This window comes from Gynuella sp. (genome assembly GCF_050297175.1).
Taxonomy (GTDB): domain Bacteria; phylum Pseudomonadota; class Gammaproteobacteria; order Pseudomonadales; family Natronospirillaceae; genus Gynuella.
This window is the reverse complement of sequence record NZ_JBNKSF010000061.1, coordinates 256,951-278,536: the sequence shown is the minus strand read 5'-3', so window position 1 is coordinate 278,536 and position 21,586 is coordinate 256,951. Positions and strand designations below refer to the sequence as shown.

Below are 21,586 nucleotides of genomic sequence, written 5' to 3'. Positions count from 1 at the left end.
CATGTTTTACAAGTTTTTACATGTCAGCAGCAAAAACTGCCTAAAGTTAAATAATACCAATGGATTTTCAGTCTTATTGTATGACCCCAATTGAAAACGATATCCCGGACCGGGAGCCGATCTGGCATGCCATGCAGTTGTTGTTCATGGACACTCACGAAGAAAAAGAGTTGGTGAAGATTGCTCGGGTTTGTGCGAATTCAAAATATTCGCTGAGCGAGTTGGAATCTATTTTATACGATGAAGTATTTCCCGCCTGTCGAATCAATCTGTTGACCCTGCCAACTCCAGCCTGGGCAGGTGTTCGCACCCAACTGCTGACCCGGAGGATTGTGCATAAACAGCGTCATGGGCGGCGTCGGTTATGGTTTTTACGACATCAGGTTGACCGCTGGTGGAAACAGTTGGCAACCGACATTATGGCTCTGCGGCATCAGCGCACATCAATTGGCTCCTGATATCCCGTAAAAGATATCAGCAGTACCCAATATCTTCTTTCCTGATCATTGTCTTCCATGTTTCGCTAATCCGGCATTCATCATATTACGCAACTTTGTCCAAGCATCATCCGCAAGATTGCGCTACTGTCTGGATATACACATTCTATTCGAATCAGAGGCATTCGGCAGGGGGGATCGTAGTGCAGGTGGATAACGTATTTCAGTTCAGTCAAAATCCGTTGCTGCCAGACGTCAGAGGACTGACGGCAGCGATGGCGGATTTTACTTATGAACGTCACAGTCATGAGGAATACTCGCTCGGGGTCACACTGGCGGGTCATCAGGATTTTTTTCATAACGGCGGTTACTATTCGAGCAAACCGGGAACGATCATTCTCTTCAATCCTGACGAAATTCATGACGGTCATTCCGGAACTGACGAGACCCTGCACTACCGCATGATATACCTGCATCCCAGGCAGCTGCAGCCATTACTGGACAGCATCACGGAACGACCCTTACCCCACTATCGCTTCGGCCAGACGCTGTTCCGGGATGAAGCCCTGCGTACAGCTATTCTTCAGCAGGTTATCAATATGGAGACCAGGGATGATTCCACTGTGGCGCCGTTAACTCTGGAAGCCGGGCTCTACCGCATTGTCGAACGCCTGTGTCAGCTTGGCGGTGATTATCAACCCTGTTCGACGGTGAGTCGCCCCGACAGATTGCTGGAAAGAGTAAAAGATTATATCGAAGCCCATTTGCACAGCCGTTTGACGCTGGCAGATATGAGTCAGGTGGCGAACATGTCCAAGTACCATTTTTTACGCCTGTTTCGTAGTCAGTGCGGAATTACGCCTTACCAATATGTGCTTAACCGCCGAATCAATGGTGCCCGCAAGGCCCTGGAACAAGGGAACTCCGTGGAAGATGTGGCCTATCAATATGGTTTTTCCGACCTGAGTCACTTCAATCGCCGCTTTAAACCGGTCTACGGCACCACCCCCAGACGATATCAACGCAATCTGCGCATTTGCTGATACCCGCCCTAATCCATTGACGTTTAAAGAGTTACAACATGTTGGAAATTTTCGCCTATGCGTTCAGCATCATGTATTCCCCTGGGCCGGTAAACCTGTTGGCTTTCAATGCCGGTCTTCAGGGACAGATCCGATCAATGATTGGTTTCTGCGCCGGTGTTTCGACAGCGTTGCTGATCATGTTTGTAATCTTTGGGTATGGTGGTGCTTGGCTGCTGGACCCAGTGGCACAGCGTTACCTGGCTTTACTGGGCGGTGCTTACATGATCTATCTGGCGGCGAAACTGCTGCGTGCCAATGTTAATCTCGCCAATCATCAGGATGTAGCCAAAAAACCACTGAGCTATATCGATGGTTTGTGGATGCAGCTGCTGAATCCAAAAGGGTTGATGGCAACACTGCCCATCGGTACGGTACAGTTTCCGGCAGAAGGTATTACCGGAATTCATATTATGATCTGGTCGGTTTTGCTGGCGCTATTCGCCCTGGGAGCACCGGGTGGATACAGCGTCCTGGGTGCGCAGGTGCACCGTTATATCCGACCGGTATTTTTCCGCTATCTCAATCTTCTTATGGCAGTTTTGCTGTGTTATGTGGCAGTGAAGATGATCTATCAGCAATGGTGGGGGTGACTATTGCCTGTGGAACGAATACCCTCCCCCGGTTTTCGAGTTTTACCAGAGCCCTTTGCCATGAATAGTACTGAGATCATTACCCTGCTTGATGCCTATCAGGCTGACAGCGACAAAGAGCAACAGGATCAAGCGTTTATCCGCGACTTTGTGCTGCGTCAGCCCCGGTTTCATCAACGAGATACCGCCGAAGGACATTTGACGGCCTCAGCCTGGATCAGCAATCGGGAACGCACCCGGGCTGTGCTGTTACATCACGGTAAATTGGACATCTGGGTACAGCCCGGTGGTCATATTGAAGACGACGCCAGCCTTCAGGCAGCCAGCCTCAGAGAAGCCCGCGAAGAAACCGGGATCAATGGACTGCAGTTGGTACAGCCTGGGATTTTTGACATCGATATTCACGAGATTCCAGCCCGTAAAACCGAACCGGCCCACCTGCATCTTGATATTCGTTTCTGGTTTGAAGCCGATCAGGAAGCCCTGGTATTGAGTGATGAATCCCACGATCTGCGATGGCTGACATGGCCAGAGATTCATCAGCTGACGGATGAAGAATCTGTTTTGCGCATGGTTCGCAAAAGTCTGCGTGAGAGTTGAGAGGCGATTCTGTTCAGTGGACTGAAAATCGTTTTTCAAACCACCTGTTTGGGATGCTTACAAATCAGCATCCACTCACGATCATCAGTTCCCACCATCGCTAACAATTACTGTATTTCGGTTGAGACCAGTGATGCAATCTGCCATCCGGATTTAATGTCGAATTCGGAATCGGCCGCCATGATTTTCAGTTTTTTATCCGGAGAAATGGCATACAACGGAATAAACCGGTCATTCCAATGCTCCCGGTAGCGAGCAAAGGTGAACTCCTCCGTGATCGTCGTGACACGGATTTCCGCTCCCTGACTGAACAAGCTCGATAATTTGCTCCAGGTACAGGTTTCAGCAAACAGTACGCGGCCACGCAAGTGTTTGCGGACCTGAGCTTTTTCGTTGTTGGAGGGAGCCGTAGTGTTGAGGGCATAGATGCCGTTTTCCGGAAAGTCATGTTTGTACTGGTTAAAGATCAGATGGTTGCCGTCTTCACGCCGACTCATCAGCAGCAGCTTTTTCATACCCATCAGATCCAGATGTATATCCGCGTGCTCACTCAGCACATTACCGAAATAAGTCCGCAGGCCCAGCATCCGTGCTTCATTGATATGACGGCGGTCGTGATCGGCCACAATCACATCAAAGCCCTGCTTTTGCAGGCTGGTTGCCAGTGCCAGAGAGATCTTGTTGGCGCCGTGAATCAGAACTCCCTGAGCATTGGCCAGCGAGACATCCAGTTTTTTCGCCAACCAGCCGGCGCTGAAACTCTGAATCAGTACCGTGCCAACGATCATGACAAATGTCAGTGGCAGCAGTGCCTCCGCGCCTTCAATACCTGCTTCGGCTAACTTCAGGGCAAACAATGAGGCAATGGCCGCCGCGACGATACCCCGTGGCGCAATCCAGGCCAGCATGGCGCGCTCTGTCCAGCGCAGATCACTGCCCAGGGTCGAAACCCACACTGCCAGCGGTCTGACCAGCAGCTGTGCGGCTAGCAGTACCAGTATGGAACTGAACCCCAGCCCGGCGATGGCCTGAAAGTCCATGCGGGCTGCCAGCAGAATGAACATCATGGAAATCAGTAACACGGAAAGGTGTTCCTTGAAATCCAGGATCGATTCCATGTCTACGCCCTTAAGATTGGCCAGCACGATGCCCATCAAGGTGACTGCCACCAGCCCGGCTTCATCCTCAAGATGATTGGCCAGGGTGAAGACGATCAATAGCACCGCCAGGCTGAAAAAATTCACCAGGTAGTTTGGTATCCATTGCTTCAGCAATGCCTGGTGCATAATCAACGCCCCGATCAGTCCGAGTACGATCCCGGCTCCCACGAGTCGGGCAAAGGCAATCAGGCTGTGGGCCTGATCACCGGTCACGATGGCTTCAAACACCAGCACAGCCAGTAGCGCGCCGATGGGGTCCACGATAATGCCCTCCCAGCGCAGAATATTGGCGATATTGGCTTTGGCGTTGATGCTGCGCAGCATCGGCACCACTACAGTTGGGCCGGTGACAGTCATCAGTGCGCCGAACAGAGCTGCCACTGCTAGAGGGATCTGTGCGAGCCAGCAGGTGACGGCGGTCATCAAGCCCCAGGTCAGCAATACACCGATGGTCGTCATATTACGGATGACGTTTTTCAGTCCCGAGATTTCATGAAATTTCAGGGTCAGACTACCTTCAAACAGGATCACCGCCACCCCGAGAGAGACAAATGGAAACAACAACTCTCCTAACAGCTCATCGGGATTCACCCAACCGGTCAATGGTCCCAGCACCATCCCGGTGAGTAGCAAAAACAAGATCGCCGGCAGCCCGGAGCGCCACCCCAGCCACTGACAGAAAAAACCTGCCAGCATCAGCAATGCGAGCAAAAATGAGGGGTTTAACGACTCAATCATGTCTGTTCCTTTCCATTGATCCGTATTGTGTGTATGACTGCCATGATCCTGACCTTATTGTTATATACAAGTTCATGGTGGTTCATATGGCAACGAATTACCTGGAAAGGACACGAAAATGTGACCCGGTGAGCGCTACCGCGTTAATCTACCGCCGATTGCAGTCTCTCTGGCTGTGGATGCCGACGACGCCAGCCACGCAGTTCACCTATCATCAGGCCGGTCAGAATCAGTGCTGCGGCAAACACTTGGGGCAATATCAGTTGCTCCTGGTAGAACAAATAACCGCCGAGCAGGCCAAATACGGGTACCAGCAGCGTCATCGGGGCCACGCTGGAAACACCGTATTTCACCACCATTTTGTTCCAGAACCAGTAACCCAGGAGGGTGGTTGGATAGGCCTGAAACAGTGCGGAAAAAAGCGCCGGGGCATCGATTTTTCCAGGAAGGTTCACTATCGCCTGGGGGCCGTGAACCCAGCTGGCGAGCAGGACCAGCGGTACCGGGGCAAATGCCATGGCCCAGATATTAAACGCGAAAACGGCCCGGGTGCCGGCACGCTTGACGATCAATCCGTTGACGCTCCAACAGACCGAAGCCAGCAATACCAGTATGAGTCCCTTGGTCGTGATTGCGCCGCCATTGAAGCGAATGATGATGGCCAGCCCTACAAGCGCAAATGCAGAGCCGATCAGTTTCATCTGCGTGATGCGTTCGTTGAGGCAGACATATCCCACCAGCAGGCTGCTGATGACACTCATATCCAGTAGTAGAGACGCCATACCTGCCGAGGTGCCGGCGTAGACTGCCAGCGTGGTCAATCCCCATACTCCAACTCCGAAAGACAAGCCGTATGCCATCAGATAGCGCCAGGGCACTGCAGGTCGTTTAATAAACAGAATCAAGGGAAAGCTGGCAAAGGCAAACCGCATGGCCGTCAGCAGCAGGGGCTCTACATGGTTGACGCCGAGTTTGATCACACTGAAATTCAGGCCCCACAGTGCCATCAGTGCGACCAGCAGGAAAACATCGAGTTTTTTCATGGTGTCCTCAGTATTCATGATCCGAAGCCACAGTATCTGCGATCCTGTATTTAGGGGGCAGATTCAATTTTTGTAAAAAATAAGAGTACAATTCTGCGCTCGCAACGGATCTGAACACCGGAAACAACCCATGACACTTTATGAAACACTGGCGCACCGGGTGATCGATGACATTCGGCAGCAACGCTTGCCGGCCGGTACACGATTACCGGCTCTGCGGGTGATGGCCAGGCAGAACAACGTGAGTATGACCACCGCGACCCGCACGTATGACTACCTGCAGCAAAGTGGCTGGATCTATGCTCTGCCGCAGTCCGGCTATTATGTTGCCAGTCAGGTGGGGAACGATCATTTTCCGGTGCCGGAGACCCTGCCGATGGAAAGCCGGGATCCGAAGCGGTTTGCACCCGGCAATGGTTACAATCCCCAAAGCGACCATTTCAACCCTCTGGGTACCTCCATGCTGGCACCGGAGTTACAACCCGGAGAGGCGTTGCAGCGAACCATCCGCAGGGTTGCCCGGCGTTCCCACCTGGGCCTGCTGCGTTATCCGGAACTGCAGGGAGAGTTGTCATTGCGCACGGCCCTGGCACGGCACTTTCGCGAAGACCATTTTGCCTTTGCGCCATCGGAGCTAGTGATCACCAATGGTTGTCTGGAAGCGGTCCGGCTGGCTATTGAGAGTGTGACCGACAAAGGCGATACCGTGGCCGTTTGCTCGCCCTGTTTCAGCGGCCTTCTGGATCTGCTGGCGACACTGTCCCGCAATATCATCGAAATTCCGGTGACCCTGGACGGTATTCATCTACCGATGCTGGAAGCCTGTATGGCCCGTGGGGAGATCACCGCCGCGCTGCTGAGTACCACCCATATCAATCCTCTCGGTACTACTTTGCCGGTGGCACAGAAGCAGGCATTGGCAGCGCTGGCGGCCAGCTATCAGATTCCAATCATCGAAGACGATGTTTATCTGGAATTAGGCCATCAGCAGCGCCATGCCTTACCCGCCAAATATTGGGATCGGCAGGGTTATATGCTCTGGTGCGGTTCCATGTCTAAGACACTGGCTCCAGGGCTGCGGCTGGGCTGGTGTCTGCCCGGGCGTTATCAACAGGTATACCTGGAGCGCCATGGCTTAACCAGTCTGGGGGTGAACGCTCTGACTCAGGCCTGTGTTGGAGAATTTATAGCGACGGGCGAATACCGCACCCATCTACATAAAATACGGCTGCGGCTGCAACAACAGATTCATCAGTATCGTCAGTTTCTTCGGCAGTTTTTACCGGCTCACGCTAATGTCAGTGCGCCGGAAGGCGGGCTGGTAGTGTGGATTCAGATTGCCGGCCTGGATGCAGTGGCGTTGGAACAGACTGCCCGACAACAGAATATCGATGTCCGCAGCGGCGCCTGTTTCAGTACTCATGCGGTGTATCACGATTGTTTGCGGATCAATTGTGGCTGGCCGCTTCAGGCTGACCAGGCATCCGGTAGTACCTACTGGCAGTTAGCTGAATTATGCCGGCTCATTTCACAACAGTTATCGGTCTCGATGCCGGAGAGCGTGGTCTGAAGTTTTTGGCAGACGAAAAAATGGGCGGTCAGGCCGCCCTTAAGGTGTTGATCAGCAATTGATCGAACGGTGCCAATGGCATCGGTGGTCTTTTCTCCGGACTGGCTGCATCCATGCGGGCAAACGCATCGGCGAGAAAGTCCTCCAGCACTGCTACCCGCGGGATTGAGCACTTTTCAGCCAGGCTGGCCTTGAGTGTCTGTAGCTCCCCGATGGTGGTCCGAACAGTCGCATCCATGTCTGCTTGTGCCAGTAACTCTGCGAAAGCCACCGGTGGCATCGCCGGTTTGTCAGGGTCCATCACCCAAAGCGCGCACAGTGCAGTGCGCAGCATATAAAAGTAGCGCTTCAGGGGCACTTCCCGGTCTGCTTTGAGCACCTTTCGCCAGTCATTGCCGGCCATTGAGCGATAGTGGTGAAACAGGGCCCGGCGGTCCAGGCTCTGCAACGCCAGTGCCCGCATCTCATATTCGAACCATTCATGACAGCGGTACACCACTGGTGAGTGCAGCCACTCCAGCAGACTGGGATTACTGCCGCGCATCAGCCCGAGGGCCTTGCGCAGATCCCAGCCATTGACATCAAGATCATCGATAATCGGTTCTTCGATCACATCCCGTTGCCTGCCCACCGAGAGATAGTGCTCCAGCGGATGGATATAAATAAACCGGACATCGTAGTCGCTGTTCGGTGAGACAAAGCCCCAGGCGCGACTACCGGATTCGCAGGCGTAGAGAATATCCACGCCGTACTCCCATTCGATCCGTTCCAAAGTTGCAAGGATTTTATCTTCCATTGCCTCTCTCCTGTTACGAGGTTGTTTGACCGTTGGAGGATTTCACCGCGCCGGTCAGTGATACCAGTCCATTCATGACTCCTTCGAGTCCACCGTATACGGTCAGGTGACCAATCCGGTCTGCTACTTTCTCCAGCGCCTCCAGTTCTTTCAGGCGTAATAACACTGGATTGCCTTCGATCATTTTGGCTGTGTTGTGCAGCGAACGGGTCGCGGCAGTCTCCTCGCGCCGGCGGATCAGGTTGGCTTCGGCGGTTTTCTGTGCCTGCACCACCTGATTCAGGATATCTTTCATATCGCCGGGCAGAATGATGTCTTTGACACCCACTTGCTCGAGCTCGAAGCCCATCTCAGACAAATGTTCGCCGACAGACTTGGTAATGGTTTTGGCGATGGCATTTTTATCTGCCAGCAGCTCATCCAGGGTGCGGGTGCCAACCGCCTCCCGCAGTGCCAGTTGTAGACGCCGATAGATATAGTCACCCGGGCTTTTCACCTGCGACAGTAACTTCACCACATCACTGAAGCGGTAGACCGCATTCAGATTCAAACGCAGGCTAACCCGGTCCCTGGTCAGAATTTCCTGACCGCTGATTTCCACCGACTGCCACTTCAGGTCGCTGACCTGAGTGTTGAGCTCACGGTTGTACAGCCAGAAACCATAGCGCCCGCTGGGCAGGGTTTCGGCCAGACGACCATCCACAAACAGTTGGCCCAGTGTCTGCTCCGGCACGGTCAACTGCATCCAGGCCTTACGGTTGCCGATGCCGTTCACGCCTGCGCGCTCCAGTTGTGCCAGCAAGGCTGGGGCAATACGGTAATGGCTGGAAATATCGATACATTCCAGCGTCAGGTTCTGATTGCTGTTCCAGCGTACAAACTGTGATCCCGGCTCCAGGATCGCTTTTATCTGTCCGTCCAAACGCACGATACCGACCTCTTCCTGGCCGATGGTTTCTACCTGTACTTCTGCGCGGAAGATATCCAGGGTCAGCAGTACCTCAAGGTTGCCATGCTTAACCCCGGCTTCGCGCAGCGACAGGGTTTCTGTGCTGTAGCGCTGGCCTGGGTCAAACAGCCGATAGCGCCCGCTGTGAAGTACCCGGACCAGCTGACGGTCCCGATACAGTAAAACTCTTTCGTCATCAGCCACGCTGATGGTGATCCAAAATTTCATAACGACTCCTTCTTTGATCAATATTGATCAGATGCCGGGAGGGAATGCCGGTTGACTGTCTGAGGCGGGTGGTGATTGCACCTGAATCTGCGACCATCCCTGGCCCCCACCGGCGTCAGCCAGCGCCCCTGACATTTCAGCTCCCGGGTCCGGGCATGCCCGGGTTTATCGACCATAGATCTGATAAACGCGGCACACCACTTTGGGCTTGCGCCCGGTTTATATTAGAGAGGGATTTGAACCCTAAGCCTGGAAGGGCTTTACCTTGGTGTTTGAACGGGATTCGAACCCGCTACCAATTGATTATGAGTCAACTGCTCTACCGTATGAGCTATCAAACGTATGAATGTATTGTCCGATCCTGTCGGTACATCCGCTCTCAGAGAGAGGAATGCCAGGCGGGTGTATTGAACCCGCGCCGCTGCCAGTGATCACATTCAATCGTGTTATTCCAAGCTCTGTGCCAGCTTTTTTTGATTTATCTAAAAAAATTATAAGTTATTGTTTTTAAACGATTTTTATGGGTTTTTGCATGAATATACAGCATTGACCCCGATCCAGTCTTTAGGAATACTGATCGAAATTCATCGTTATTTATCGAAATAGATCATATGAAAACAGTTGTGATTGGTTTGCTGGGTACGGTACTGGATGCCCGGGGTAAAGGTGTTAAGCGTTGGAATAAATGGCGACCGACCGTGGGCATCTTCATGCAAGAGGATCTGCTGGTTGATCGTCTGGAGCTGATTCACGATTCGCGTGACGTACGGCTGGCTAATAATGTCGGAGCGGATGTGGAGACTGTGTCGCCCAACACCGAAGTGCAGTTGCATCAGCTGCCGTTTGAGAATCCGTGGGATTTTGAGCAGGTCTATAGCACGTTGCTGGACTTCGTGGAGCATTATCCGTTCAAGCCGGATGAGGAACGCTATCTGCTGCACATCACCACTGGAACCCATGTGGCGCAGATCTGCTGGTTCTTGTTATGCGAGGCAAACTATGTACCGGCCGTATTACTGCAAACCTCGCCTGGGCGTGGCGATTACGGAGTGTCAGGTCAGTGCCACCTGATCGATCTGGATTTATCCAAATACGATGCCATCAGCTCCCGTTTCAAACGTCGTCAACTGGAAGGCACCGAGTTCCTGAAATCCGGCATTGCCACCCGCAATCGTCAGTTCAACGCCATGATTCAGCAAATCGAACAAGTGGCAATCCGCTCGGTTGCGCCGATTCTGATTACCGGGCCAACAGGGGCGGGTAAATCACAGCTGGCCGGCCGGATTTATGAGCTCAAGAAAATGCGCGGTTCCATTCAGGGGGAGCTGGTGGCGGTGAACTGTGCCACGTTGCGCGGTGACAGTGCCATGTCGGCGTTGTTTGGCCATAAGAAAGGGGCGTTTACCGGCGCTCAAAATGCCCGCAAAGGCTTATTGAATAAGGCCGATCAGGGATTGTTGTTTCTGGATGAAATTGGTGAGCTGGGGTTGGATGAACAGGCCATGCTACTGCACGCAATTGAAGAAAAGACTTTTTATCCGGTGGGCGCGGATAACCCTGTTTGCAGCGATTTTCAGTTGATTGCCGGAACCAACCGAGATCTTCAGCAGCAGGTGACGGAAGGCCGCTTTCGAGAGGACCTGCTGGCGCGAATCAATCTCTGGAGTTACGAGTTGCCCGGTCTGCGACACCGGCGTGAAGATATCGAGCCCAATCTGGATTACGAACTGCAACAGGCTGAGCGTCAATTGGGCTACAAGGTCAGCTTCAATAAGGCTGCGCGGCAACGCTTTCTCGAATTTGCCGACAGTCCAGAAGCCGTGTGGTCTGGCAACTTTCGTGATCTCAATGCCTGCATTCAGCGTATGAGTATCCTTTCAGATGGTGGGCGTATCAATGAGGTGTTGGTCCAGCAGGAGTGTGAGCGTTTACTGACTTGTTGGCGTCCGGCAAATCTGAATGACTCGTTACCGACCCTGGAAGAAATCCTGGAGCCGGAACAACTGGCTGATATGGATCTGTTCGACCAGCAGCAACTCCGTCATGTGGTGGCAGTGTGTCGAGACAGTCAGAATATTTCCCAGGCGGGTCGTAAACTGTTCAATCGTTCGCGATTAAAGAAAAGTTCGGCCAATGATTCGCACCGATTGCGACAGTATCTGGCCAAGTTTGATCTAAAGTTTGAACAGGTGCAGTGAAACCATTTCTGTGACGTGTAACATATTGCCCTACATACTGTTGTTCGTCCCATTGGTTTATTTCAGGTAACACCTTAACTATGCACTCTAATCCAAAAGTCCAGGCTCTGATCGAGCTGGGAGAAGCTCATATTTCAACTCCATGGCCCCAATACCCTGAGCAGTATGGGTTTGATGAGTCTGATATTACCGATCTGATCGCGGTCGTATGCGATGAACATTTTGACATTCTTGATCCCAAAGACCCTGCCACCTGGACGCCGGTGCATGCCTGGCGGACCCTGGGACAACTTCGGGCCGAAGCTGCGATCGATAGTCTGATCAACAGTTTTGACCGCTTCAGTGGTGATGATTTTGCCATCACCGAACTGGACAAGGTAATGGCATTGATCGGGCCGGCGGCCATCAGTCCTCTGTCTGAATATCTGCAACGGGAGGGCGAGGATCAGTTTGCCTATGCTATTTCGATGAACTCACTGGCGGAAATAGCCATGGCATTTCCCTCTCATAGAAGCGAAGTGCTGGAGATGTTTCGCCAGTACATGCGTAAACCGTATCCCCGCTACTATGAGCTCAATGGCATGGTGATGGGGCATTTGTTGGACCTGGATGCCCGAGAGTTGATCGAGGACGTGCGCCATATGTTCAGTTTGGAATGTGTGGACCTGTCCTATGTGGGCGATCTGGAGGATGTCGAAACCGAATGGGGGCTGCGCGACTGATCATCGTCGCGCTCCATGGCTGGTCGTCAGGACTGATTAAGGCGCAGATAGTGGCTGATCTGATCCAGTGTCTGCTGTTCGTGGCGATCAATTGTACCGCTGGTCAGGCCGCCTGAGCTGCGGGCAATTTCAGTGGCAAAGTCGAGCAGGTCCTGCTTGAAGAGCAGGGCTTCTTCGGGCTCAAGATGCTGCTCCACCAGATCGACGGTTTCCGTTATCACGTCAATCATATCCAATGTTTCGCTGGCCACGACCATCAATAAATCGGTCAGTTGCCGGGCCACGTCTTGAAGCAGTGTTTTCAACCTGTCTGAACGGCGCTTCTCTGTCTCTTTCAGTAATTCCACAAACTGCTGCTTTTCCCGGTTGTCGATATGTCCGTCGGCGGCGGCGACCAGTAAAAATATAATCACCGGGCTCAGGCTGAGAGTGCGCCACTGACTGTCTGAAAAGGGCTGAATATCTGTGCGGGTTTCATGCATTACGTTGTTTCCTTGGATAGAGGATGCGCCAGGGTCGTCCCTTAATGTGGGGGTGGTTGTGGCGAAACAAAGTCTTTGGGAGGTAATCGCGGCTTTGGGTATGACATCCGTGGGCTTAGCAATGCTCTAAAATGATCATAGTTGATCGATATCGATAAATTTAGACTGACAGTGATTGGACAAAAAATAAAAATTTCTTATTTATCAAATACTTATAATAATTTTGGTTGTTGGCATTGTTCTTGTTAATACCCTGTTACATTGTTGAATGTGTCGATTGAGAAAATCTGTCAGCCATATCGGAATGACAGTTTCAGGTTGAATAAAAGGAGTAAACCATGGCCATTGAAGTGATCAACGTGGAAAAAGGGGTTCCGGTGAAAAGCTGGACTGTCGGCGTACCGTTTGAGGACGGAGCCCGGCAACAATTGAAAAACCTGGCCTCGCTGCCATTCATCCACAAATGGGTAGCGGCAATGCCGGACGTGCATTTTGGTAAGGGAGCTACAATAGGCTCGGTGATTCCGACCACCGGTGCCATTATTCCAGCGGCGGTGGGCGTGGATATTGGCTGTGGCATGATGGCCGTCAAAACCGATGTCCGGGCCGATCAGTTGCCGGACTCATTGAAAGAGCTGCGTAGCAATCTGGAGCGTGCCATTCCCCATGGTGGAGGAAAGGCACGTAAACGTGATCCGGGTGCCTGGCATGATATTCCGGATGATGTCGGGCAGTTTTGGCAACAGCAGCTGGCAGATCGTTTTGCTGTGTTGTGTGATAAGCATCCAGTGTTAAAAAATACCAATAACGTCAAGCATCTGGGAACGCTGGGTACCGGTAATCACTTCATTGAGGTGTGTCTGGATGAACAGGATGATGTCTGGATCATGCTGCATTCCGGCTCCCGTGGTGTTGGTAATCGGATTGGTGAGCATTTTATCCGCCTGGCCAAACAGGAAATGGAACGTTTTTTTATTCAACTGCCTGACCGGGATTTGTCCTATCTGGTCGAAGGGACAGACTATTTCAACGACTATGTGGAAGCAGTCGACTGGGCCCAGGACTTTGCCCGTATTAATCGTCAGGTGATGATGCGGCGGGCCTTGAATGCATTGGCGGTTACCTTGAACAAACCGGTCATCGTCGAGCGCGAGGCAGTCAATTGTCATCACAACTATGTGCAGAAAGAGCACCACTACGACAAGAATGTCTGGCTAACCCGCAAAGGCGCCGTGAGCGCCCGTGAAGGTCAGTTGGGAATTATTCCCGGAAGCATGGGCGCACGATCATTCATCGTCCGGGGTAAGGGTAATGCGGAAAGCTTCTGCAGCTGCAGCCACGGTGCCGGACGTGTGATGTCGCGTACCCAGGCCAAAAAAGTGGTGAGCGTTGAAGAGCATGCGTTGGCGACGGCCCATGTGGAATGCCGAAAAGATGCATCGGTGGTTGATGAGACCCCCAGCGCTTATAAAAATATTGATGCGGTCATGGCGGCTCAGTCTGACCTGGTGGAAGTGGTTCATACCCTGAGACAGGTGGTATGTGTAAAAGGATAACCGTGTAATGGACATGATTGAATTGGATGGTCGCCAGGGTGAAGGCGGTGGCCAGATTTTGCGCTCGGCACTGACCCTGGCGATGCTGACCGGCAAAGGGATCGACATTCATCACATTCGTGGTGGCCGTCCCAAACCAGGATTGATGCGTCAGCACCTGACCTGCGTGCTGGCGGCCCAGAGTATTTGTGGTGCAAGGGTTGAGGGTGCAGAACTGGGATCGACGCAATTGCGGTTTGTGCCGGGTGCGGTGAAATCTGGCGATTATCATTTTGATGTCGGCAGTGCCGGCAGCACTACGTTGGTATTCCAAACCATCGCGCTGCCATTATTGCTGGCCGACGGCATATCAACAGTGCAGTTTCGCGGTGGTACTCATAACCCGATGGCACCACCCCTGACCTATCTTAAGCGTTCGTTTTTACCGTTGTTACGGGAGATGGGGGCACAAATTGAACTGGAGGTTCAACGCTGGGGATTTATGCCGGCTGGTGGAGGTTGCTGGCAGGCAACTATCAAGCCGTCTGTGCTCTCACCCATCAGCCGTTTGCAACGCGGTGAGTTGTTGAGTTGCCGTCTCAGTGCTTATGAAGTCGGCCTGCCCAATCGGGTGGCTGAACGTGAGCTTCAGGTATTTTGTCGCAGTGCTTCGATAGCGGTCACCGAAACCCGAGTCCGACAACCCAAAAGTGGTTCGCCAGGTAACCTGTTAGCCATCGACCTGTATTTTGAAAAGATGCGTATTTGCCTGACCGAACTAGGGCGACCGCGTCTGAGTGCCGAGAAAGTTGCCGGCAATCTGTTAACGCAGATGAACCGGTATCTGCAAAGCAATGCTGTGCTGGATGAGTATCTGGCAGATCAGATCATGTTGCCGATGCTGGTAGCCGGTGGCGGTGAGTTTCGTTGCGATGGATTATCGGATCATGGTGAGACCAACCGTCAGATTATTGCCCGTGTTACCGGCAGAGAAATCAGTATGGAAGGATATGTGCTGCATATGCCGAATGTTTTTTAGAAAGAATTGGAGTTGTTTTTGGCTGGGAATGCTTTTTCCATACTAAAGAACGATTCTGTTTTAGATCTTGTCTAAACTACGATTGATGGCAACAATATGCAGTATATATTTTTTCTATGTTGCAATTTCCATATTATAAATTTCTTATAATCTGAAGGATAATAAAGAATGACCAAAAAAGGATTTTATCAGTGTCATATTTGACTTTTCTGAAAAATAAAACTGTTCCATGCTGACAAATTTTCTTTGAGCTATCTAATTTTTATAGCTGATTTTCCTATGTAAGTTATTTTGATTTTTAAGAAATATCTATTGATGTTCCTTAGAAAAAACAAACAATGAAACAATTGGTTGTTTTCTAAAGTAATGACATGATGAAATTAATCTTAGGAAAATATTAAGAGTTCATTGTGATAGTGATAGTCAAACTTCGGTAGTCGAATCGACTATTGATTATATTGCCGAATTGTCTCCTTACATTCATTTTGGAACAACTTTGTATACCCCGGATCAAAAACCAAAATCAATTAATAAATCCTACCTCAGTTTTCTACAAAGGTCTGAAACAACATGAACAACTTAGGCAAACTTTTATGGAGTAAAAAACCGTATTTCGTTTTTAGTTTAGCCACACTTTTAAGTGGAATAGGTACTGCATTTTCCACAGTGGCAGTTTATGGTGAGTTTGCAATTCACAATGTTTCTCCTATTTTCTATTCTTTAGCTTTTTTACTATCTGTTGCTCCAGGACTAATAGCCAGTGTTTTTGCAGGTAAATATGCGAATAAGTTGAATATAGCTTTGGTGTTGGTATCTGCTGAAGTGGTTGGAGGGTTATCTCTGATTGTTCCAATAATCGGGCTGACATCAGAGAAAATTGTATTTCTACTATTTGCTGAATTTATCGGATCAGCTTTAACGGGATTTCTTATTCCTTTTCATAGGTCACTAATAAGAAGGACTTTTAGTGATGAAGAACTGGCATCAATAAGTGTATACGAAGTCTATATCTTCACTGCAACATTTCTGCTTGGGCAAGCTCTTGGTACTCTTATTTATTCCTTTGTAGGAGCACTGATATTTTTCCAAATAGATTTTCTTACTTATCTCTTTGCCTCAATATTAATTTTCTGGGCTAGCAGAATGTCACCAGACAATTTTCGGGCTCTAGAGGGAAATGACTCTGACATAAGAACATTCCGTTGGCGTGAACTTAATACCATTCAGAAACGAGTGTTTATGATCATGCCTTTACTGTCACTAGTATGTTCCCCATCAATGTCATTGCTACCAGCTAGGGGAGCCGAATTTGGAATTTCAATTAATTATGGTGCAATTGTTCTGGCACCAGCATTGTTTTTTTTACTGCTTAAAACCGTTGGACAGTTAATTGGTCCTCAAATTATTGAGGTAGTTGATATTGATAAGCTTGTTGATAGTAACTGGGTAACGATAACCTGTTTAGGAGGATTTTTAGTATTCTACTATATAGTTTTTACAACCGATATTTTTTGGCTGGCAGCGGTGTCTGTTGTTTTTGCTCATATACTTTCTAATATCGTATACATAATTGCATCATATGGACTATCTCGCCATTTCAGCGAAGTGGCAATTGCTTCAGCTTCTGCAAAAAGCTATCAGTTTACTGTGCTATCTATGACTATATCCGGGTTTTTGGCCGGCATTATTGCAGAGGTATCTTCTCTGCTTATAGTTGTTGGAGTGTCCTTGTTGCCGCTAATGCTAATAACAGTGCATTTATATAAACAGTCATATCAAAAAGTAGAAGGCATTGAAATTAATGAAATATGAAGTTCATTATCATGCCGATATGCTTTCAGATAAAGTTAGACTGGAGTCATTTAGAAAAGCTATCAATGAAGTGGTTGAAGAAAATGATATAGCAGTCGACATAGGTACTGGAATATTGGCTAGTTACGCTTGTAAAAGGACAAAACATAAAGGTTATGCACTTGAGTATTTTTCATCCACTGCCGAAATTGCAAAAACAATGTTTGAGAAAAATTCTGTTCCTAACGTAACCGCTCTTAACTGTAGTTCTTTTAGTAAACCTATTGATATTACTCCAGATGTTGTTATCTCTGAGACAATTGGCCGGCTTGGGCCTGAAGATCCTTCAGGGCTCAATAGATTCCGGTTGTTTCAATGAACTCAAATCAAACAAATCAAACCGGGTGGTTTGCTGAGTTTCTCTAGAGACGGATCTCACATTGGTTGTGGTGTTGAAGACGATTGAGGCAGCGTCTTTGGACATGCGGGCATCGATCAGCAGGTAGTTTTGATCGTACTCTCGGGAAATAGAACGTTTTGCAATGGCGGTCAGTGCTACGGTAGGTCCGGTGATCCGGTAAATATGGGCGCTGACGGTCATGGTGCTGTTCTGGCGGTTGTTTTGTCCTTTCAGGGTCAGACCTGACATCAATAGTTTACCATCACGGCTCAGTTGAAAATCACGATTGAAGGTGGCATCGGATTGAACTGTGCCCTGTGCTCCACCTAACCAGGACGCTTTGAAATAGTAGGCACTGATCGTTCGTGGAACGGTGATCAGCTCTCTGGGCGGTTTGTCGGTGTAAAACGCTTCCCCATTGATTGTGACGTTCGCGGATTTCAGTTCGTGGACGGTGGCGATCTGCTGCCAGCCTTCAGGGGTTTGTTGCCAGAGGCTGATTCTGGCAAAGCCTTCCAGAACATCCACAGGAGTTCCCAGAGAGGTATAGTCGGTGGTGTTCAGATACGAATCTGTGTATTCGCCAATGGCCATGATGGTGCCATCGGCATTGATGGCGACATCGATGCCTGACAGGGTGTCGGGGTCTGTCAGTGTCGAGAAGTCAGTGTTGATCTGGTACGCCTGCTTTGTTTTTTGCAGTTCCAGGACAGTACCGGAAAACGCTTCATTCGGTTTTGCAGGTGCTGCCAGGGCTAGATAGATGTGTTCGCCGCTGTCATCGATGATGATGCGGTTGATGGCTTGGTGCAGATGATTGCCAGGCAGCAATTGCTGAACCAGCGGCTGTTTAGGGTTGTTGGTTTTGTAGACGATCAGAGTTCGATTACTGGCCATGGCCAGGTAACGACCATTGTTGCTGAGGTCATAACGCCAGCCACCGGCCTGTGCCGCAGAGGAAGCTTCTGTGTCCGGCTGTTCTGTAAATTCAAATCGTGCTGATCCCTTGGCCTTGCTCTGCAGCACATGCTGGCATATCGGCAAGGCCCCTCCAATACCGCTGCCGTCGTTATGGCGGATACATAAATATGCGTAAGACGTTGCGGTGGCTTCGTCATATTGCCAGTCAGGTAGCATGAGAATGCTGTTTTTCGGGTTGTTCTGTTGCCCAAGCATCCGGTTTTGGTCGTTGAAGTCACGGATACCAATGTCATAAGCACCACTGATCATTGCAGTGGTGGTGCTCAGGCTGATTGCCTTGCGTTTGATGTAGGGTATGGCACTGGCGCTGGTGAATTCCGGCAATTGGTAAAATATTGAATCCGGTTGCTCGTCGTCATAGGTCATGCGCATTACATCGTTTGTAGAAGCAACTGTCTCGGTGGCTGTTTTAACGGAATCGAGGGTGAGAAAGTTAAACTCCGAAGCAGGAATCAGCGTTTCGGTAAGGGAGTCTGCAAATAGGTCCTCGACGTTATCATCCTGGCTCGAGTAACGGGAGTCATTAGAGCTATTGTTGTTAAAGAAAATAATACCGACCAGTATGACGGCGCCGACCATGAACCAGGCAAAACCGGTAGACATCGACGTGGTTGGCGCTGGTGGAGGTGTCGGTTGAGCGGTAGTGTGTCTGGTCGGCCGGGTTTTGATGGTTGGCTTTCGGGGTTTTCGTCGTGCTGCAGCTTTGGCAGTTGCTGCCAACTGTTGTGTTTGTCCTGCGTTTTGTTGGCAATGGGGGCATTCATTGCCCCAGTAGTAGTGATCCGCCGTTTTTTGACACTGACAAATGTGCTCGCGCAAAGCCTCCATCAGCTGCAGCCATTGCTGTGCCGAATGTCTTGTTTGGCTGACCAGGGATGATTCCAACGCTCGCCGCAGGTTGACCGGAAAGTGGCGATGGATGCTCCAGGGGGATGGATCTATCTGGGGGTGCGATTGTTCGCCATAGGGATATAGCGCCGCACTGATGCGGGCTTGATTATCCGTGGGTAGTTTACTGCCGGGCTTGGGAACCCCTTGAAATGGGTGAATGCCATTATTGAGCAGCTGGAAAACAATGACTGCCAGAGCAAACAAGTCCTGGGCCTGGTCCAGTTGATTGGGCGGCAGTTTGTGGTTATGTGCTTCCGGCGCAATATACCCTGCGGTGTATTGATGGCCGGGGAACTGATCATGTGAACCACGAATGAAAAAGCCATCGCAATCGACGATCGAAATGGCGGCAGTCCGACGGTTGACCATGACATTCACCGGTTTGAAATCGATGATGGCATGACCACTGCGATGCAATGCCTCGACACAGCGAACCAGCTCGATGGCGGCATTCAGTCGAAACAGGTAGCTTTCCGGTAGTCCGGACTGTTGACGAGCCCGGGCCGAAAGCAGTTGTTCCAGCTGAACCTCATGTTCGAAGTTCAGCAGCGGCATCAGATAGCCGACAAACTTACCCTTATGTGTTTTGAGTACGGCCAGCGGCCAGGCAAATGTAACGCCTTGCTGCGCCGGAGGCGTGTGTTCGATCATCTGCCATATTTTGTGCTCGCGGTTACGGTCTTTGTCCGGATGATGATAGACCTTGAGCGCGTAACGTCGGTCGGTACTGGCAAAAATAGCACCGTCAGCCCCCTGGTTAAGAGGCTTGGCTGGGTGGCGGATGGTTTCTTTCCGGCCATCGGGGTAGTGACAATAGAGAGTGTTGGACATACAGCCGCTGTACTGAAATACGCTGATTAATTCTGGTTCATATAGAGCCAGGCCAGTGTTTTGTCGTCATGACTGATGGCAGCAGCCCGTTTATCCTGTAGTGTTCCGCTTAGAGCCTGACTGCCCTGGTCGGCAGAAACGGTCGACAGGTACTGGTGTACCGGTTTGAGAAAGTTCTCTTGAGGTCCTGCCGTTTGACCACCGGTGACGGCAAAGCCGCTGACTCCGTCTGACATCAGGAACCATAGCGGATAGGGTTTGTGCGGACACCAGATTCGCAGGTGTTGTTGCCAGCCCGGCAGGGTGAAGAAATAGGTCATATCTGCGTATTCGCCATTTTCCGGCTCGCTGATGACATAGTCCTGCCAGTCGGCGGGATTGATACCCAGAATGACGCCATCGCCAATGTGAAACACCATCTGGCCTTGGGAGGTCGCAATCAGACCACATAAGGTGGCGTGGAATTCAGCGATTGGGCCCTGCTCTGAGAGTTCCTGGCGAACCTTATCAATGGCATCGACAAGTAACTGAGTACCATTGCTATGGGTGATTATCTCATTCAATTGTGGCGCCAGAGCCTGACACAGGTGATCCACTAAGGTTCTTGACCCGATATCTGAACGCTTAGCAGAACCGGCACCATCGGCGACACAGGCAATCATGCCACCGTTGGTCTGTTGAATCTGCCAGGCATCCTGGCAGGGAAGCTGCTGCTGTACATGGGAGGCCCCGGTGACAGAGGCAGCGGCATACCGCCATTCCATCCTTAAACCTCTATTTCAGACCAGCTGTTGGTATCCGGTAATGCCACTTTCTCCCCAGGTACACTGGCGGAAACGGTCGCCATACTACGGCTGAGCCAAATGAATAATTCGGTAAACTGCAGACCTTTGAGTTTTTTCGGGGTCTTATTGGAGAACTGACCCAATGCCTCAAAATCAGCGCCTTCAGTGCCAATTGGAAAGATAACGGTTTTTTTCTGATGTTCGGCATCGCGACACTGAGCGGCAATCTCTTCCCAACCATAGTCGTTCGGGCAACCATCAGAAATCATAATGATCCAGGGACGGGTACTGGAAATACCATTGCTGTCATACAGTGCCTTCTGGGCGTCGATTTCGTCCATGGCTTTGGCCATGCCTTTACCGAGTGGTGTCAGGCCATTGGCCTGGAGTGTTGGGGCTGAAAAATCCACTGCGTCAGTCCAGGGCTGCAGGATGGTGACGTCTTCATGGCCACCAACAGCGATCACCAGCACCTGTACCCGCAAAGCAGCAACCGGATCACTTTTCAGCTGTTCTTCAAAGACTTTAAGACCAGTATTCAATTGTTTGATAGGTTCCCCGCTCATCGAACTGGACGTATCCAGTACCAGTACACAAGGGGTTCGTTGATTGGCGTTATCGATGAATTCCACTCCGGGAATTGCGTTAGTCATACTCATACTTCTCCATTATGTGCGCTTAATTCCGATCATTGAGTATTCGGGATAAGGATCCAATTTCATTGGTCGCGAAGAA

At 50.6% G+C, this 21,586-nt stretch carries 19 protein-coding genes and 1 tRNA gene; 11 read left to right on the top strand and 9 right to left on the bottom strand.

Annotated elements, in window-relative coordinates; translation table 11 throughout:
* The first annotated feature begins 80 nt into the window (after positions 1-80).
* From ACQY6I_RS24205 to ACQY6I_RS24190, 4 genes are all read left to right on the top strand, one after another.
* Positions 81-458 carry a DUF7079 family protein gene (locus tag ACQY6I_RS24205; protein ID WP_428244230.1) on the top strand — a complete coding sequence of 126 codons (378 nt, stop codon included), beginning with the start codon at positions 81-83 and terminating at the stop codon, positions 456-458.
* A gap of 188 nt (positions 459-646) precedes the next feature.
* Complete coding sequence (locus ACQY6I_RS24200; RefSeq protein ID WP_428244229.1) at positions 647-1,480, top strand: AraC family ligand binding domain-containing protein; 834 nt, start codon at positions 647-649, stop codon at positions 1,478-1,480.
* 38 nt (positions 1,481-1,518) lie between these two features.
* Positions 1,519-2,112, top strand: coding sequence for a LysE family translocator (locus ACQY6I_RS24195; RefSeq protein WP_428244228.1), 594 nt, complete (start codon positions 1,519-1,521; stop codon positions 2,110-2,112).
* A 60-nt stretch (positions 2,113-2,172) separates the two neighbouring features.
* Positions 2,173-2,712 carry an NUDIX hydrolase gene (locus tag ACQY6I_RS24190; RefSeq protein WP_428244226.1) on the top strand — a complete coding sequence of 180 codons (540 nt, stop codon included), beginning with the start codon at positions 2,173-2,175 and terminating at the stop codon, positions 2,710-2,712.
* A gap of 107 nt (positions 2,713-2,819) precedes the next feature.
* Here the strand turns inward: ACQY6I_RS24190 and ACQY6I_RS24185 are convergent, their stop codons facing one another.
* On the bottom strand, positions 2,820-4,610 hold the full coding sequence (locus tag ACQY6I_RS24185; RefSeq protein ID WP_428244225.1) for a cation:proton antiporter: 1,791 nt from the start codon (positions 4,608-4,610) through the stop codon (positions 2,820-2,822).
* 143 nt (positions 4,611-4,753) lie between these two features.
* On the bottom strand, positions 4,754-5,653 hold the full coding sequence (locus ACQY6I_RS24180) for an EamA family transporter (RefSeq protein WP_428244224.1): 900 nt from the start codon (positions 5,651-5,653) through the stop codon (positions 4,754-4,756).
* A 130-nt stretch (positions 5,654-5,783) separates the two neighbouring features.
* On the opposite strand from ACQY6I_RS24180, the gene ACQY6I_RS24175 reads away from it, so the two are divergent.
* Positions 5,784-7,223 carry a PLP-dependent aminotransferase family protein gene (locus ACQY6I_RS24175; RefSeq protein ID WP_428244223.1) on the top strand — a complete coding sequence of 480 codons (1,440 nt, stop codon included), beginning with the start codon at positions 5,784-5,786 and terminating at the stop codon, positions 7,221-7,223.
* A 28-nt stretch (positions 7,224-7,251) separates the two neighbouring features.
* On the opposite strand, the gene ACQY6I_RS24170 is transcribed toward ACQY6I_RS24175, so the two are convergent.
* From ACQY6I_RS24170 to ACQY6I_RS24160, 3 genes are all read right to left on the bottom strand, one after another.
* The gene (locus tag ACQY6I_RS24170) at positions 7,252-8,019 is read right to left on the bottom strand and encodes a nucleotidyltransferase domain-containing protein (protein WP_428244222.1); all 768 of its coding nucleotides are present in this window, start codon (positions 8,017-8,019) and stop codon (positions 7,252-7,254) included.
* A gap of 13 nt (positions 8,020-8,032) precedes the next feature.
* Positions 8,033-9,196 (bottom strand): slipin family protein, encoded by a 1,164-nt coding sequence (locus tag ACQY6I_RS24165; RefSeq protein WP_428244220.1) that lies wholly within the window; start codon positions 9,194-9,196, stop codon positions 8,033-8,035.
* A 268-nt stretch (positions 9,197-9,464) separates the two neighbouring features.
* Positions 9,465-9,537 (bottom strand) — tRNA-Met (locus ACQY6I_RS24160).
* Between the two features lie 270 nt (positions 9,538-9,807).
* Between ACQY6I_RS24160 and rtcR the strand changes: the two genes are divergently transcribed.
* Together rtcR and ACQY6I_RS24150 are read left to right on the top strand one after the other, a co-directional pair.
* Positions 9,808-11,394 carry an RNA repair transcriptional activator RtcR gene (rtcR, locus tag ACQY6I_RS24155; RefSeq protein WP_428244219.1) on the top strand — a complete coding sequence of 529 codons (1,587 nt, stop codon included), beginning with the start codon at positions 9,808-9,810 and terminating at the stop codon, positions 11,392-11,394.
* A gap of 80 nt (positions 11,395-11,474) precedes the next feature.
* Positions 11,475-12,116 carry a DUF1186 domain-containing protein gene (locus ACQY6I_RS24150; RefSeq protein ID WP_428244218.1) on the top strand — a complete coding sequence of 214 codons (642 nt, stop codon included), beginning with the start codon at positions 11,475-11,477 and terminating at the stop codon, positions 12,114-12,116.
* A 26-nt stretch (positions 12,117-12,142) separates the two neighbouring features.
* On the opposite strand, the gene ACQY6I_RS24145 is transcribed toward ACQY6I_RS24150, so the two are convergent.
* Positions 12,143-12,598, bottom strand: coding sequence for a TerB family tellurite resistance protein (locus ACQY6I_RS24145; protein WP_428244217.1), 456 nt, complete (start codon positions 12,596-12,598; stop codon positions 12,143-12,145).
* A gap of 338 nt (positions 12,599-12,936) precedes the next feature.
* Here ACQY6I_RS24145 and ACQY6I_RS24140 point away from each other — a divergent pair, with 338 nt between their 5' ends.
* The 4 genes from ACQY6I_RS24140 (at position 12,937) to ACQY6I_RS24125 (ending at position 17,342) form a co-directional block, all read left to right on the top strand.
* Complete coding sequence (locus ACQY6I_RS24140; RefSeq protein WP_428244216.1) at positions 12,937-14,154, top strand: RtcB family protein; 1,218 nt, start codon at positions 12,937-12,939, stop codon at positions 14,152-14,154.
* 7 nt (positions 14,155-14,161) lie between these two features.
* Complete coding sequence (rtcA, locus tag ACQY6I_RS24135) at positions 14,162-15,172, top strand: RNA 3'-terminal phosphate cyclase (RefSeq protein WP_428244215.1); 1,011 nt, start codon at positions 14,162-14,164, stop codon at positions 15,170-15,172.
* 570 nt (positions 15,173-15,742) lie between these two features.
* A complete protein-coding gene (locus ACQY6I_RS24130) occupies positions 15,743-16,984 on the top strand; it encodes a hypothetical protein (RefSeq protein ID WP_428244214.1) in 1,242 nt (413 codons plus the stop codon).
* A complete protein-coding gene (locus tag ACQY6I_RS24125) occupies positions 16,974-17,342 on the top strand; it encodes a hypothetical protein (protein ID WP_428244213.1) in 369 nt (122 codons plus the stop codon). Before ACQY6I_RS24130 ends, ACQY6I_RS24125 begins: the two co-directional genes overlap by 11 nt.
* Here the strand turns inward: ACQY6I_RS24125 and ACQY6I_RS24120 are convergent.
* Genes ACQY6I_RS24120 through ACQY6I_RS24110 form a run of 3 tightly spaced genes read right to left on the bottom strand, consistent with a single transcriptional unit; the run spans position 17,310 to position 21,504 of the window.
* A complete protein-coding gene (locus ACQY6I_RS24120) occupies positions 17,310-20,066 on the bottom strand; it encodes a protein kinase domain-containing protein (RefSeq protein ID WP_428244212.1) in 2,757 nt (918 codons plus the stop codon). The genes ACQY6I_RS24125 and ACQY6I_RS24120 overlap by 33 nt on opposite strands.
* Positions 20,067-20,092: 26 nt before the next feature.
* Positions 20,093-20,830, bottom strand: a complete 738-nt coding sequence (locus tag ACQY6I_RS24115; protein WP_428244211.1) for a PP2C family serine/threonine-protein phosphatase — start codon at positions 20,828-20,830, stop codon at positions 20,093-20,095.
* Between the two features lie 2 nt (positions 20,831-20,832).
* Entirely contained in the window at positions 20,833-21,504 is a 672-nt protein-coding gene (locus ACQY6I_RS24110; RefSeq protein WP_428244209.1) for a vWA domain-containing protein, read from the bottom strand.
* Positions 21,505-21,586 lie beyond the last annotated feature (82 nt).